The following is a 14,233-nucleotide window of genomic DNA, read 5'->3' as shown; positions in this document are numbered from 1 at the left end:
GTCGTGGTTCCAGACTTGGAAACCACGTTGACGGAGAAGTCCTTGTCCCCGATCAGCTGAAGCAAGTCATGAACGTAGGTAGAACTAAGCGAGTTTCCGGCGAACAATACCAGTGGATATTTGCGGTCCGCAGCCTTTTGCGCTTGGTAGAAGGTATTGTGGAGGAAGTCAATCGCCATTCGAGCACCAAGGTAGGAACCCCCGATTCCGATTACGACCAGGATGTCGGAGTCGGACTGGATCTTCTTGGCAGCGGCCTTGATCCGGGCAAACTCATCCTTGTCGTATTCGCTTGGCAGGTGGAGCCAGTCACGGAAGTCCGCACCAGCCCCGGTCCCATTACGCAGCTCGTCATCCGCTGCGTTTACCATCGCCTGCATCTCACCCAACTCATTGCCATTAACGAATTGTTTTAGTCCGGTATGATCAAACGAAATATATGCCATGATCTTTTCCTCTTTTCAACAAACAACTGCTTCCGTTCATTTGGAAGCGTTTCACTCTTTCAACAATTCTTATGTTAGCGCTTCCTTTTTAACAAGTCAACCGGTTGACAGAACTTTTTCATAATTTTTCCTAAACACTAAAAAACGTCCCGTCAACAAATTGACGGGGCGTCTTCTAATTAGTATTAGTGGTTAATTGACTGTTTCTGCGGTGCCAGACTGCCCTGGTGTTGCGAACGTAGCTCCAGGCCGCGCTTGCCTAGGAAGATTAAGGCCGCAATAATCAGCATCATTACTCCATAGATCCTAAATGGTGCTGCCAGGCCAAGGCCACTGAGCGGCTGGCTGAGCAGGTGGTTAAACCAGGCATCGGCCGTTGGGGAGAAAAAGGCTCCAAAGTTGAAACCGATTAGAACAAAGGAGGTAATCTTGGTCTGCAGCTTCATCGGTGCCATGAACGGCAGAATGTTGAAGATCAATGGGGTCAGCACCTGCATTGGGAACCCAACCAGCAGAATCCCAGCCGCAATAATCATGAAGTTATTGCCGCCGAAGCCAAACAGGAAGTTGGCGATTGCCAGCAGGATAAGGCCAATATAGATCGTACCGATGTAACCAAAGTGCTTCTGCAGTGTTCCATAGCAAGCACCACCGAGCGTGGCCCCAATCAGCATCAGCGACAGGTAGGTCCCGGTGCCCTTGAATTGATTACCATTGATGGCAACCGCTAAACCAGGGAAGCGGTCCTCCATACCGATAAAGTCCATCTTGATCAGCAATACAAAGGCAAGGATGGCTACAACCAACGGACTGATCTTGGTAACCTTTTCGTGGGTAAGTGGTGAGATGGTCTCCTCAGTCTGGCCATCGTCATCATTAGAGGTGCTATGAGTATCGTTTGGAACCCGCCATGCAAAGAAGGCCATTACGGCAAAGGCAAGCCCATATACCAAGAAGGCCGCATGCCAGCCAGCGTAGATCAGCAGCAGGCTAGAAATGGTCAGCGTGCAGGCATTGCCGATCTGTTCAAAGGCCGACCGCCAGCCCTGCATGCTTGTTCGTTCGTGACCTTGATACCAAACCGAAATCAATGAAATCGCCTGGGAGTTGTACAGCCCGTAACCAGCACCCAAGAAGAGCCGGGAAACGAGGATTACCCAATAATTATTGGCAAATGCCGGAACCAAACCGGCAATCCCGACCAACGTAATTCCGGCCATGATAATGTGCTTGTCAGAAATATTGAACCAGTCCTGAAGCAGTGGCGAGAGGACTACGAAGAACATGACGGCAAATGATGGTGCCGTGACCAGATATTCAACCTGGGGCTGGCTAATTGCCAGCGATGACTTAATCTGCGGTAAGGCACTCTGAATTGCGTAGGCGCTCGTAACCATGAATGATGCGGACAGGAACGCAAGTTTAGTCGCCATTGATTGACTATGCTTCATGATAAAACAACCTCCAAACTTGCTAAACCAGATAAATAACAACTTTTATATTTTATTTATTATCTTTCAACACCTATATGATAACCGGTGGTCCTATTTTAGTAAAGCGCTTACATAATGTGATTGTTTTCACGCAAGTCCCCATTAATTGCCAGTTTGGCGGCATTTCAACCGGTTTTTCAAATAAAGCGCTTACATTAGACCGATTGAATCATTGAATTTTTCTAGTGCTGTAATGCCCCCATTGCCAAGGAATTGTACTGTTTTTATAAAAAAAGCCCAATTTTAAGGATAAAATTGGGCAAAGCGATGACCGTTAATTCTCAAGTGATGACTTTCACAACGGTTTTTATTAAAAATTAAAAGAAGATGTCCCGACTTCTCGTTCCATCCTCTCCTAATCTCACCCCGTTACACTGCTGATCAGCTTGACCGGCAGGGTCGTCGACTTTGCCTCCTCACCCTCAATCAACTTGAGGAGCAAGTCCACCGCCGTATTCGCCATCTCCGGAATTGGCTGACGGATGGTCGTCAGCTCTGGCGACAGCATCCGGGTAATGCTGGCCCCGTCGTAACCAACTACTTTTAGGTCGTCAGGAACGTGCCTGTTAAATTCCTTCCCGACCCGGATAATCAGACTAGCGTTGGTATCATTGTCGGCAAAGATGCCGTCAACCTCCGGGTGCTCCCGGAACATCTTCCGGAAGACCCGCTCCTTTTCTTCATCCGAAACATCAAACGAGACGTCATAGGTGATCGCCGGACGGTTATGCTTATGCATCAGATCCTCGTAGGCTTGCCGCCGCAACTCGTTCGGCGACACCAGGTTGACCGGGTAATTGGTGTGGATAATATGCTGGCAGCCATCATCGAGCAGTCGTTGAACAGCCAGCAGTCCGCCCTGATAGTTATCGGACGAAACGACGGGAATTTTCCGGCCCACGTAGCGTTCAATCGAAACGATCGGCCGGTTAGCCTTCTCGTACTCCGCGATCCCCTGGTTGTGGGAACCAACAATCAAACCATCAACCTGGTGGTCCAGTAAGAGGTGCAGGTAACGCTGCTCCTTGACGGGATTGTTCTGGCTGTTGCCCATCAAGACCCGGTAGCCCAAGGCATCGAACCGTTTTTCCAACTCCCCTTCCAGTTCGGCAAAGAAGGGGTCGTTGACGGTCGGGAAGACCAGCGCAACCAGCTTGGTCCGCTGCTTAAACAGCTGCCGAGCCACTACATTGGGCCGGTAGTTGAGCATGTCCATCGCCTCGTGAACCTTCTTGATGGTCTTATCGCTGAGGTAACCACGGTGGTTTAGCACCCGAGAGACCGTCGTCTTAGACACTCCCGCGGCCTTGGCAACATCTTCTAGCTTGATTGTCTTTTTTTCGTTCATAATTTATCCCCTTTATTAACTAGTGGTCATTATAACATAGGGATACTAAAAGACCCGCCAGCACAGTGCTAGCGAGTCTTTCATTAACTATTACCAGCCAAGTTCGGCCGCATTGTCAGGCAGGCTCAGCTTGCCAGCGGCAAGTTCCGCGCAGGCCTGGTCAATGATATCAAAGGCCTGGTCAAGCTGGTCATCAGTGATTACCAACGGCGGCTGGAAACGCAGGATGCTACCACGCAGGCTGATGATGATGGCCCCGAGTTCAAAGATCCGGTACATCAACTTGGTGGTTGCTTCAACATCCCCCTTACCCGTGGCCGGATCAATGATGTCGATCCCGCCATCTAAGCCATACATCCGCACATCACCGATGAAGTCATACTTGGCCTGTTCTTTTTTGAAGAAATCCGCGGCCTTTTTGCCCAAGCGGGTCGACCGTTCCAAGAGGTGTTCGTCTTCGATCACGTCGATGGTGGCGTTGGCCGCCGCCGTAGTCACGGGGTTCCCCGCCGTGGTGTAAACGTTGGCGGCAGACCCCAGTGACTCCATGATCTCACGGCGCCCAATGATGGCACTCAACGGCATCCCCGACGCCAGCGACTTGCCGACGGACATCAGGTCCGGTTCAATGCCCGGGAAGTTTTGAATGGACCACCACTTGCCAGTCCGGCCCATCCCCTGGTTGACCTCGTCGATCGCAAAGAGGATGCCGTGTTCCTTGGCAAAATCATAAACCTTCTGCAAGTAAGCCGGCGGTGTCTTGACGATCCCACCATCCCCTTGAATTGGTTCGATCAGGATGGCCGCCGTTTCCTCGGCCGGCAGGTAAGTTTCAAACGGTTGCTTGAAGGCCGCAAACATCCGGTCCACAAACTGCTCTTCACTCTCGTCCGGCAGGCGGTCCCATGGTGACGGGAACGGCACCTTCACCACGTCCGGCAAGAGCGGTCCCATCTTCCGACTCATGTTCAACGTAACCGAGGAAAGGGTCATCGAGCCATAGGTTGAGCCGTGGTAAGCCCCCGTAAAGGAAACCATGTAGTGCCGGCCGGTGTAGGCCCGGGCAAACTTGATGATCGCATCGTTGGCATCCGACCCGGAATTTCCCCAGGCCACCTCGACCGGGCCGCTCATCGGCGCCAGTGCTGCCAAGCGAGGGGCCAGCCGGGCAGCCTGTGAATTGGCAAAGTAGGCCGGCGTATACTGGATGATCTTCGCCGCCTGGTCCTGAATGGCTTTGACAATCCGCGGATGGGCGTGACCGGTATTGGTCGAACTGGCACTTGCCAGGAGGTCGATGTAGTCGTTGCCCTCGACATCCGTAATAATGGCCCCGTGCCCATGGTCAATTACGATGTCGTAGTATTTGATCCGCGCAGCCGTTGAGAAGGCCGCCTGTTCTTTTTCTAGGATCTGGCGATTAGTTTCCTCACTCATGATCGTCAGCCTCCTTTTTGTCCAGGTAGGAATGATGCATCCCATAAGCAAAGTAGATTACCAGCCCGAGAACAAACCAAATGCCGGCGTACAGCTTAGCCTGGTAGTCCAGCCCAATGAAGACAAACAGAGAGGCTAAGAATCCTAATGCTGGCAGGACCGGGTAGAGTGGCATCTTAAATGCCGGGTCAGCGATGTCCTTGCCTTCCCGTTTCCGCAGAGCATAGATCCCCAGGGAAACAAACATGAAGGCGATCAACGTTCCGGCAGAAATTAGCTGGGAAAGGAAGGCGAACGGGAAGAAGGCCCCGATCAAGATCCCCCCGATGGTCAGTGTCCACAGGGCCCGGTTTGGCCGCTGGCTCTTATCAAGCCCGCCGAGCCACTTCGGCAGCATCCCATCACGACCGAAGGAGTAGATCAGCCGGGAACCGGCCATACTCATTCCGATCAAAGCAGTGAACATTCCAACAACGGCAATGGATTGAACAACGACCGCCACGCCACCGTGACCAGCTGCCCGCAGTGCCAGGCCGACTGGTTCGGCACTGTTAGCATACTTCTGGTATGGGAGCATCCCAACCAGGACCAGACTAACGGCAACGAACAGGACCACGGCAATGGCCAGGGAGCCGAGAATTCCCCGCGGCATCGTCTTCTGTGGGTTGATCGCTTCAGCTGAGTTAGCCGCAATGGAATCAAAACCAATGTAGGAAAGGAAAATCATGGAAACCCCGGCATAAATTCCCTGCCAGCCCCCGAATGCCCCGTTGGCGGTTTCGTGGTACTTAGGGATGAATGGGACGTAGTTGGTTGCCTTAATGGCAAATAGCCCCACCACAATGAAAAGGAGAACGGCGAATACCTTTAATACAACCAGGATGTTTTCCACCCGGGCTGCCCGTGAAACCCCACGCGAAATCAGCAGGGCCACTAAAGCGATCACGACGACGGAAACCAGGTCAACGACCCCGCCGTCGGTCCCAAAGGCGTTTGACAGTGAGGCTGGCAGTTTCAACCCCATCGGAGCGATTAATGCCCGGAAATTGGCCGATAGACCAGAACCAACGAAGGCTAGGGCGATAAAGTATTCGGCTAACAGGGCCCAACCGGCGATCCAACCGAAGAATTCACCAAAGACAACGTTAATCCAGGAATATGCAGACCCGGCAAACGGCATTGCCGCTGCCATTTCGGCATACGCAAATGCAACCAGCCCGGCAACGACCGCCGCCACCAAGAATGAGATGGCAACCGACGGACCGGTATGCATTGCCGCAACTTCACCGGGAAGAGTGAAAATCGAAGTCGACACAATGGTTCCGACACCCAATGCTAGAAAATCCCGCACCCGCAGTGATCGGACCAGATGGCCGTCTTTGCTTTCGTAAACATGCGGATCTTCTTTCCGCGTAATTGTTTTCCAAAAACTCATAACTCTTCCTCCTTTATTAAATTTTAATTAGAATTATAAGAAAAACTTTAATACATTCTATCAAGTCCGTTCCTTAAGGTCAAACATTAATTTAGTTAATTTTAAATAACTTGAGTGCCCGCCGTCAAGCGTAATCGCTTTCATTTCCAAAGTGGAGCATTTACTAGCATTGCCATTAAATTAGGAGCGCTTAATACAGAAATGAAATTTCTTTAATGTTCGTTTGGGCACAGCTTGACTTATCAAGACCACCCACCGACAATTTAGCTAAGAATATATAGAAAGAAGTCTTCCCATGCTCACCGATCAAGAAATCCGTCAGGCAATTCACGTCATGCGCCAAAAGTTTCCTGACGCCAGTACCACCCTCACGGCCGACACCACCTTCCACTTTCTCCTGGCAACGATCCTCAGCGCCCAGGCCACTGACAAATCGGTCAACCTAACTACCCCGGCCCTCTTCCGGCGGTTCCCCGGACCCCGTGATTTGGCAGCCGTCGAACCCGAAGAAGTCGAACCATATATCAAACGCCTTGGCCTCTACCGAAACAAGGCCAAGTTCCTGGTCAACTGTTCGCGGGCGATTGTGAAGGACTTTGATGGTGAGGTTCCCCACACCCGCAAGGAATTGATGAGCCTTCCCGGAGTTGGACGCAAGGTTGCCGACGTGGTGCTGGCCGAATGCTTTAAGATCCCCGCATTTGCGGTCGACACCCACGTCAGCCGGGTGGCCCGCCGGCTGGACATGGTTGAGCAAAAAGCCACCCTCCTCCAGATCGAGCACCGCCTGATGGCCGCCATTCCCGAGGAGCAGTGGCTCGATGCTCACCATAGCATGATTTTCTGGGGGCGCTATCAGTGCACCGCCCGCAATCCCAAGTGTGCCCAGTGCCCGTTGCTGGCGATGTGCAAGTACGGTCAGGATAACGTGATGTAGTAAAAAAGGACTAGCGAGAAAATCCTCACTAGTCCTTTTTTTGCAATTTTACAACCATTGCTAGCACCCTAGTGGCGCGCGATCATCCGATTCATGCCAAAAGTGATGATGAAGGCCGCTACTAAGAAGACGATTACCACCCAGTAAGGATACTGGTAATTCATATCCAACAACGCCCCCGAAATCAGTGGGCCGATGATGTTGCCAACACTGGTCAAAGACATATTGATCCCATTCAATAGTCCCTGGTTTTCCTGGCTCATCTTGGTCAACAGCGTGGTGATCGCTGGCCGCAGCAGGTCAAAGGCCTCGAAGATCACCAGGGTGGCAACGACCAGCTGCCAATGCGAATGATCATAGATCACAAAGACCGTCCCCACGGCACTGAGAAAGTAGCTGTAGCGGATCAGGCGCACTTCCCCCAGCCAACGAACCAAGCCCTCAAAGAAGAAGACCTGCAGGACCAGCGAGATGATCCCGTTCAAGGTCAGGACCAGGGCAATCGTCGCCAGGTCAAAGTTGTGGACCTCGTTGACATACAGACTGTAGATACTCTCGAAGCCCGCCAAGCCAAAGGCCGCCACAAAGATCATCACAAACAGCGTGATCAGGGCCGGGGTCATCATCTTCTTCACCTGCGTCCAGGTGCTCCCCAGTAGCTCACTCTCCGGATCCTTGGTCGTGCTCTTAAAGCGTTCATCATCATCGCGCGGCAAGAGGACCCAGGCGACCACGGTACTGACTAGGCCCAGACCGCCCGCGACCCAGAACGGAAATTTATAGCTGACGTTGGCTAAGAGTCCGCCCAGGCCAGGGCCAAGAATCAGGCCCCCGCTAAAGGCCGCCGAAAGCCAACCGATCACCTTGGCCCGCTCCCGCACCGACGTCAAGTCCGCGGCGAGGGCCATCGAGGTCGGCACGAACATGGCCGCCGACAGGCCATCGACCGCCCGGGAGATGTCAAAAGCCCACAAGTGCTGGGCGATGGCAAACAGAAATTCCGCCAGTGAGAAGACCAGCAGGCCCCACACTAGCATCGGCTTGCGGCCGAACTTGTCCGAGACCCGGCCGACGATTGGCGAAGCAACGAACTGGACAAAAGCGAACAGGGACGACATCACCCCCATGTCGAAAGCCGAGAAGCCGTACTCATTCTTGATGAAGGGCATCACCGGGAAGATCAGGCTCATCCCCAGACAAATCAAAAACTCACAGAAAATAACCGTCGCAATGATCTTTTTTACTTCTTTGGTCATTGTTGCATATTCCTTTCTTCAGACTAAAAGGGACCACGACGCGTGTCATAGTCCCTTAGGTAGGTTTATTTCTTACTGTATCATGCTTTATGAAGTTTGGCTACTTTTTCGTCGCGGCCAGACTCTCCGCGTACTTTTCCTTGATGAAGTTAGCCGAAGTTTGGAGCTTTTCCAGTTCCTCATCGGTCAAATCAAGCTGACTCTGGGCAACAATCCCGTCGCGGCCGACCACTGCCGGGTATGACAGGTAAACCCCATATTCGTCCCGGTAGTTGGAAACCGGCAGTTCCGTTAAGGAGTTAGAGAGGATCACATTAACGAGGCGTACGGCTGCCGTGGCCACCCCGTAGCTGGTGTACTTCTTCCCCTGGAAGACCGTCCAGCCGCCCATCTTGGCTTCCTTATCCAGCTCGGCGAGGTCAAGACCGCGTTTTTGGGCCAGCTTAGTAATTGGCTGATCGAGCACCTTGACCGTGGACCATGCCGTAAATTGGGAATTCCCGTGCTCACCGAGATTGTAGCCATCCACAGACCGGGGATCGACATGCAGCTGGTCGGCCACGGCGCGCTTCATCCGGGCAGAGTCCAGCAGGGTTCCCGTCCCGATGACGTGTTCCTTTGGCAGGCCGGTGATCTTCTGGTAAAGGGAGGTGATCACGTCGACCGGGTTCGTAATGACGACGATCTTGCCGTTAAAGCCACTGTCCTTAATCTGTTGGGCAACATCGGCCACGGCTTTCCGGGTAAACGGCAACTCAGCAAAGCGATCCGCGTTCGGGTTGTCCTGGAGCTTGATATTGCCGACTGCCGAAACAATCACGTCAGTATCTGCCAATTCATCATAATTATTAACGATAATATTGGTATGGAATGGCAGATTGGCCATGGCATCCTTGAAGTCCAGGGCATCCGCCTTAGCTTTTGCCTCGTTTGTATCGATCAGGACCAGGTCGTCAGCAAAGCCGTTGGCGACAATGTAGTGGGCAACTGTTGAACCAACGTGCCCCATTCCGATTACTGCAACTTTTCGTGCCATTATTTAAGACCCCTTTCGTTTTCTCATTAAAATTTAATATAGCATGTTTCATATCCAAGTACCAGCCCTGGCATCCCTAATTTTGGACATTTTTAAAATAGTGAATCTTCCAGCAGATAAGTCCTTTATAGTAGAAATCTTTCTTGATTAAATTTTCTCAGAAAAGTGTTGACAATGATTAGAAAGTTATTATAATTAAGCCATAATCAATTAATCGAAGTTAAACATACCGAAAAGCAGAGTAGGTAGCAAAGCCTTCAAGAGAGCTTCTGGGTGGTGGAAAGAAGCAGGTGTCGCTGTTGAAGATGGGCTTAGAATGGCGCTGGCGAGCTTATTAGCCAGTGACGGGTTAGCACACGTTATTCGTGCTAGGTAATTCTAACCACGGTTAGAGTAACCTACTGAGGTTGAACCGGTGACGATTCAACGAATAAAGGTGGTAACACGAAGCACTCGTCCTTTAGTTTAGGGGACGGGTGCTTTTTTTCATCCCCGGCAATTGCTTCGGTTAATTTATATTCAGTAAGGAAAAGATGAAAGGGAGTTATTACTATGCGGAATCGAAAGAAGAAAAGAACAATTATTTGGGTGGTCGTTGCCATCCTGGTGATCATTGCCGGTTACTTCAGTTTTGTACGGCCACAACAGGAAAGTCGGCGGACGGTGACCGTTGGGATCATGGCCGGGGACAAGAACGAGGCCAAGTTATGGCAATCCGTCACCAAGACCGCTAAGGACAAGTACCACGTCACGGTCAAGACTAAGGACTTCACCGATTACAACCAGCCAAACAAGGCTCTGGAAAATGGTGATATTGACCTGAACGCCTTCCAGCACAAGCTGTTCTTGCGGAGCTGGAATAAGGCCCACCACACCGACATCGTTTCCATCGGTGACACCTACATCACCCCAATCCGGGTCTACTCACAAAAGTACAAGAGCTTAAAAGACCTGCCGGACAACGCGACGGTGGCCGTACCAAACGACGCTACCAACGAATCCCGGGCCCTGTTTGCCTTAAAGAATGCCGGCCTGATCACCCTCAAGAAGGGAACCACGTTGGCCAGTGCTAACTCGGTTGCCAAGAACCCGAAGCACATCCAGTTTAAGGAACTAGCCGCCGAACAAACTGCCCGCTCACTGAAGGACGTCGACGCCGCGGTTGTCAACACCAACTACGCTCAAGCTGCCGGCATCAACTACAAGTCCGCCATCTACGTTGAACCAATCAACAAGGACTCCGAGCAATGGGTCAACATCATCGCAGCCAAGAAGAGCAACAAGAACAACAAGATTTACCAAGATGTCGTTAAGGCTTACCAAACCGAAAAGACTAAGCAATTCATCAAGAAGCACTACGGAACCGCTGAATTACCAGCCTGGGACCTGAACTTCAATAAGTAACGGGAGGACTTTGTATGGCAGATCCAATCATTAACTTACAAGACATTAACGTCACCTTTAAACAAGGTAAGAAAGTGGTTCACGCCGTTCAAGACGTTTCCCTTGAGATTGAGCCCGGTGACATCTACGGGATCGTTGGCTATTCTGGTGCCGGGAAGTCCACCCTGGTCCGGACAATCAACCTCTTGCAGAAGCCAACGGACGGCACCGTCACCGTCGATGGCGATGTTTTCTTCAGTGACCACCGCCAACAGGTTTCCAACAAGGAACTGCAGAGCAAGCGGCGTAAGATCGGGATGATCTTCCAGCACTTCAACCTGCTCAACGAGACGTCGGTGATTGAAAACATCCTGTTTGCCCTGAAACACAGTGATCTCGATGACGACGCCCAGGAGAAAAAGGCCCTGGAGTTGCTCGACCTGGTGGGGCTCAAGGACAAGGCCGACTTCTACCCGGTCCAGCTTTCCGGTGGTGAACAGCAACGGGTTTCCATTGCCCGGGCCCTGGCCAACGACCCGAAAATCCTGATCTCCGATGAGGCCACCTCCGCCCTGGATCCCCAGAACACCAACCAGATCCTTGACTTATTGAAGAGCCTCAACCAAAAGATCGGACTGACCGTTGTCTTGATCACCCACGAGATGGACGCCGTCAAGCGGGTCGCCAACAAGATTGCCGTGATGGAACACGGTAAGATCATTGAGCATGGCGCCCTGCAAGACGTCTTCCTGCGGCCAAAGGAAGAGCTGACCCGCCAGTTTGTCGGCGGCTCTCTGGCGGCCATCGACACCCTCAAGGCCTTCAACCTCGACCACCTCGATGACGACGAAGAGCTCTTCCAGCTAGTCTACAACGGCAACAACGTGACCCAGTCGATCATCGTCGAGCTTTACAAGCGGCTTAACGTCGAGGCCAGCATCCTCTACGGGAATGTCGAGGTCCTCAGCGGTCAGCCGGTCGGGACCCTGTTCATCGTCGTCAAGGGCGACTCTAAGCAACGTGAACAGGCTGTCGAATTTCTTAAACAAAGCAACGTAACCGTAACAAAGATTGATGATAGGAGGATTTGGAATGAGTAAGCTTTTACCAAACGTGATTCAGCTTGGCTGGGGTGGCGACAATGGTTGGGGAACCTCAATCGTGCAAACCATCTACATGACCTTCTGGCCGGCAATTTTCGGCGGCATTCTCGGTCTCCTCTTCGGAGTGGCCCTAGTGGTTACCGAACCCGGCGGCATCCTTGAAAATAGATTTTGGTTCAACGTCTGTGATAAAATTGTCTCAATCTTCCGGGCCATTCCGTTCATCATCCTGTTGGCCTTCATCGCCCCATTCACCCAGCTATTAGTTGGGACCCAGATTGGGACGACGGCGGCCCTGGTCCCACTGACCATCGGGGTGTTCGGCTTCTACGCCCGGCAGGTGCAAGTCGCTTTAGAGAGTGTCGACCACGGCAAGATTGAGGCCGCCGAAGCCATCGGGGCTACCAACTGGGACATCATCAAGGATGTCTACCTGCGCGAGGCCCGTTCCGAGCTGACCCGGGTCTCCACAGTAACCCTGATCAGCCTGGTCGGTCTGACCGCCATGGCTGGTGCCATTGGTGCCGGTGGCCTCGGGAACACCGCCATCTCTTACGGTTACAACCGTTTCAACAACGACGTGACCTTGGTCGCCACCCTGCTCGTTTTGCTTTTTGTCCTGATTATCCAAGTGGTCGGTGACTTCATCGCCAAGAAGCTTGATCATCAGACTCGTTAGCCCATTCACCCACCCCCAAAAGGAGGCCTGCTACTATGGAAACCAACGAACAGATCCAGGTCCTGCAAGACCTGATTAGAATCCACTCCGTCAACGGCAATGAAGTGGCGGTGGCAGATTACCTGCAGAAACTGTTGCTTGCCCACGGCATTGACGTCACCGTCGATGCCTTTGGCGACCGGCGCGCCAACTTAATTGCCCAGATCGGCACCGGGGCCGATTCACGAGTCCTCGGCTTTACCGGCCACCAAGACACGGTGGCGGTCCCGAACCCCGAGCGCTGGCAACATGATCCCTTCGGCGGCGAAGTGGTCAGCGGCCACATTTACGGCCGGGGCGCCGCCGATATGAAGAGCGGCCTCGCTGCCCAAGCCATTGCCCTGATTGAATTAAAGGAAGCTGGCTACCAGCCATCCGGGACCCTTAAATTTCTCGCAACCTCTGGTGAGGAGCTGGGGACTCCCGGGGCCTGGCGATTGGAAAAGCAAGGCGCGGTTGATGACCTCGACGCCCTGGTAGTCGGTGAGCCGACCGGCGGCAACGTGGTGTTCGCCCATTCCGGCAGCCTGACTTACCGAATCACCAGTAGCGGCAAATCGGTCCACAGTTCCCATCCTGACCAGGGAATCAACGCCATCGATGGCCTTCTTCACTTTATTGAACAAGAACGACACCTCTTTGATGACGTGGACACGGATCAATACCTGGGCAAGATTCAGCACTGCATCACCATCATCGAGGGCGGCAAGCAGGCCAACACTATTCCTGACCTCGCCCAGCTCTTCGGTAACATCCGGCCAAGCGCGGTCTTTGACAACCAGCAGGTCACCCAACGACTGACCGACCTAGTGGAACTGATCAACCACCAGACCCCCTTCCAGCTGGAATTAAAGATTACCCAGAGCTTCGAGCCGGTCATTACCGAGCCGGACAACGACTTCGTTCAACTGGCCCTTCATGCCGCCCAGCGAAACTACCCGAATGACGTAAAACTAATCACCATCAACGGGGCCACCGACGCCAGCGTCTTCACGCTCAAGAACCCGGACCTGCCCGTCGTGGTGCTGGGCTGTGACTCTTGGGACATGGCTCACCAAACCGATGAATGCACAACCATTCCAAGTTACCTGGCTGCGATCAAAGCCTACAAGCAAATCGCCCGTGACTTCTTCGATTAGAATTTAATAAACTCCCAAAAGGCCGATGAGAAACCGGCCTTTTTATTATTCGTTGATATTTAATTACGAAAAAGATAAATTCTTTAAGAAAAAGTGAAGCTTTTGATGATTAATTCAATAATCGTTCACTATTCCAAAGCCAGCTAAAATTCTTTGAATGGCTCTTTAGAGAACATTATGATAAATCATTAACCATTGCTAAGCATTTAATAAGTTCTGTTCTATTTTTGCTTATTAAAAAATTAGCCAATTATTATCAGCGTTATGGAAGAAGCTTGCTATAATAAAGGTGTTGAAAGATAATAAGTTTTTTTGAAAAGGAAGGGTGTTTACCATGATGTCAGCTTTAAGTAACATGATTGCTGTTGTAAGTTTTGTTGGAATTATTATAGCTTCTGCTGCCGGGATGTTTGTAGGTGGTAAACCCCAACAATAATCTAAATTAAGATTTAGCAATTATTCATTTATAACAAAATACCCGCAGTCGTGACGATTGGGATCA

11 protein-coding genes, 1 pseudogene and 1 other annotated feature are annotated in these 14,233 nt (G+C 51.8%); of the genes and pseudogenes, 5 read left to right on the top strand and 7 right to left on the bottom strand.

Features of this window, described 5'->3' with window-relative positions; genetic code table 11:
• From pgi to ACI31J_RS03870, 5 genes and pseudogenes are all read right to left on the bottom strand, one after another.
• Nucleotides 1–446: pseudogene (gene pgi / locus ACI31J_RS03890) on the bottom strand (glucose-6-phosphate isomerase); the annotation flags it as partial.
• A 185-nt stretch (nt 447–631) separates the two neighbouring features.
• Entirely contained in the window at nt 632–1,897 is a 1,266-nt protein-coding gene (locus ACI31J_RS03885) for an MFS transporter (protein WP_439773124.1), read from the bottom strand.
• A 403-nt stretch (nt 1,898–2,300) separates the two neighbouring features.
• The gene (locus ACI31J_RS03880; protein ID WP_439773123.1) at nt 2,301–3,287 is read right to left on the bottom strand and encodes a LacI family DNA-binding transcriptional regulator; all 987 of its coding nucleotides are present in this window, start codon (nt 3,285–3,287) and stop codon (nt 2,301–2,303) included.
• Nucleotides 3,288–3,377: 90 nt separating this feature from the next.
• Entirely contained in the window at nt 3,378–4,724 is a 1,347-nt protein-coding gene (locus tag ACI31J_RS03875; RefSeq protein ID WP_439773122.1) for an aspartate aminotransferase family protein, read from the bottom strand.
• Nucleotides 4,717–6,159 (bottom strand): APC family permease, encoded by a 1,443-nt coding sequence (locus tag ACI31J_RS03870; protein WP_439773121.1) that lies wholly within the window; start codon nt 6,157–6,159, stop codon nt 4,717–4,719. The genes ACI31J_RS03875 and ACI31J_RS03870 overlap by 8 nt, the downstream gene beginning before the upstream one ends.
• A 295-nt stretch (nt 6,160–6,454) precedes the next feature.
• Between ACI31J_RS03870 and nth the strand changes: the two genes are divergently transcribed.
• A complete protein-coding gene (gene nth / locus ACI31J_RS03865) occupies nt 6,455–7,096 on the top strand; it encodes an endonuclease III (protein WP_439773120.1) in 642 nt (213 codons plus the stop codon).
• 68 nt (nt 7,097–7,164) lie between these two features.
• Here the strand turns inward: nth and ACI31J_RS03860 are convergent, their stop codons facing one another.
• Together ACI31J_RS03860 and ACI31J_RS03855 are read right to left on the bottom strand one after the other, a co-directional pair.
• The gene (locus ACI31J_RS03860) at nt 7,165–8,352 is read right to left on the bottom strand and encodes an MFS transporter (RefSeq protein WP_439773119.1); all 1,188 of its coding nucleotides are present in this window, start codon (nt 8,350–8,352) and stop codon (nt 7,165–7,167) included.
• Between the two features lie 100 nt (nt 8,353–8,452).
• A complete protein-coding gene (locus ACI31J_RS03855) occupies nt 8,453–9,388 on the bottom strand; it encodes an L-lactate dehydrogenase (protein WP_439773118.1) in 936 nt (311 codons plus the stop codon).
• A 220-nt stretch (nt 9,389–9,608) separates the two neighbouring features.
• Nucleotides 9,609–9,852, top strand: a binding site (T-box leader).
• An 88-nt stretch (nt 9,853–9,940) separates the two neighbouring features.
• Here ACI31J_RS03855 and ACI31J_RS03850 point away from each other — a divergent pair.
• Genes ACI31J_RS03850 through ACI31J_RS03835 form a run of 4 tightly spaced genes read left to right on the top strand, consistent with a single transcriptional unit; the run spans nt 9,941 to nt 13,731 of the window.
• Complete coding sequence (locus ACI31J_RS03850; RefSeq protein WP_439773117.1) at nt 9,941–10,792, top strand: MetQ/NlpA family ABC transporter substrate-binding protein; 852 nt, start codon at nt 9,941–9,943, stop codon at nt 10,790–10,792.
• 14 nt (nt 10,793–10,806) lie between these two features.
• Nucleotides 10,807–11,871 carry a methionine ABC transporter ATP-binding protein gene (locus ACI31J_RS03845; RefSeq protein WP_439773116.1) on the top strand — a complete coding sequence of 355 codons (1,065 nt, stop codon included), beginning with the start codon at nt 10,807–10,809 and terminating at the stop codon, nt 11,869–11,871.
• Nucleotides 11,846–12,553, top strand: coding sequence for a methionine ABC transporter permease (locus ACI31J_RS03840; protein WP_439773115.1), 708 nt, complete (start codon nt 11,846–11,848; stop codon nt 12,551–12,553). The genes ACI31J_RS03845 and ACI31J_RS03840 overlap by 26 nt, the downstream gene beginning before the upstream one ends.
• Before the next feature lie 35 nt (nt 12,554–12,588).
• Nucleotides 12,589–13,731: an ArgE/DapE family deacylase gene (locus ACI31J_RS03835; protein WP_439773114.1), complete on the top strand. Its 1,143-nt coding sequence runs from the start codon at nt 12,589–12,591 to the stop codon at nt 13,729–13,731.
• Nucleotides 13,732–14,233 lie beyond the last annotated feature (502 nt).

Origin of the sequence: Limosilactobacillus sp. (genome assembly GCF_051873075.1) — a bacterium.
Taxonomy (GTDB): Bacteria; Bacillota; Bacilli; order Lactobacillales; family Lactobacillaceae; genus Limosilactobacillus.
The sequence above is the reverse complement of the archived record's forward strand: the minus strand, read 5'-3'. Positions and strand labels throughout refer to the sequence as shown.

Excerpts from the sequence above, each read along its gene's own strand:
- ACI31J_RS03845 (WP_439773116.1), top strand. The coding sequence starts at position 10,807 with ATGGCAGATCCAATCATTAACTTACAAGACATTAACGTCACCTTTAAA.
- ACI31J_RS03885 (WP_439773124.1), bottom strand. The coding sequence starts at position 1,897 with ATGAAGCATAGTCAATCAATGGCGACTAAACTTGCGTTCCTGTCCGCA.
- ACI31J_RS03870 (WP_439773121.1), bottom strand. The coding sequence starts at position 6,159 with ATGAGTTTTTGGAAAACAATTACGCGGAAAGAAGATCCGCATGTTTAC.
- ACI31J_RS03850 (WP_439773117.1), top strand. The coding sequence starts at position 9,941 with ATGCGGAATCGAAAGAAGAAAAGAACAATTATTTGGGTGGTCGTTGCC.
- ACI31J_RS03835 (WP_439773114.1), top strand. The coding sequence starts at position 12,589 with ATGGAAACCAACGAACAGATCCAGGTCCTGCAAGACCTGATTAGAATC.
- ACI31J_RS03875 (WP_439773122.1), bottom strand. The coding sequence starts at position 4,724 with ATGAGTGAGGAAACTAATCGCCAGATCCTAGAAAAAGAACAGGCGGCC.
- ACI31J_RS03840 (WP_439773115.1), top strand. The coding sequence starts at position 11,846 with ATGATAGGAGGATTTGGAATGAGTAAGCTTTTACCAAACGTGATTCAG.
- ACI31J_RS03860 (WP_439773119.1), bottom strand. The coding sequence starts at position 8,352 with ATGACCAAAGAAGTAAAAAAGATCATTGCGACGGTTATTTTCTGTGAG.
- ACI31J_RS03855 (WP_439773118.1), bottom strand. The coding sequence starts at position 9,388 with ATGGCACGAAAAGTTGCAGTAATCGGAATGGGGCACGTTGGTTCAACA.
- nth (WP_439773120.1), top strand. The coding sequence starts at position 6,455 with ATGCTCACCGATCAAGAAATCCGTCAGGCAATTCACGTCATGCGCCAA.
- ACI31J_RS03880 (WP_439773123.1), bottom strand. The coding sequence starts at position 3,287 with ATGAACGAAAAAAAGACAATCAAGCTAGAAGATGTTGCCAAGGCCGCG.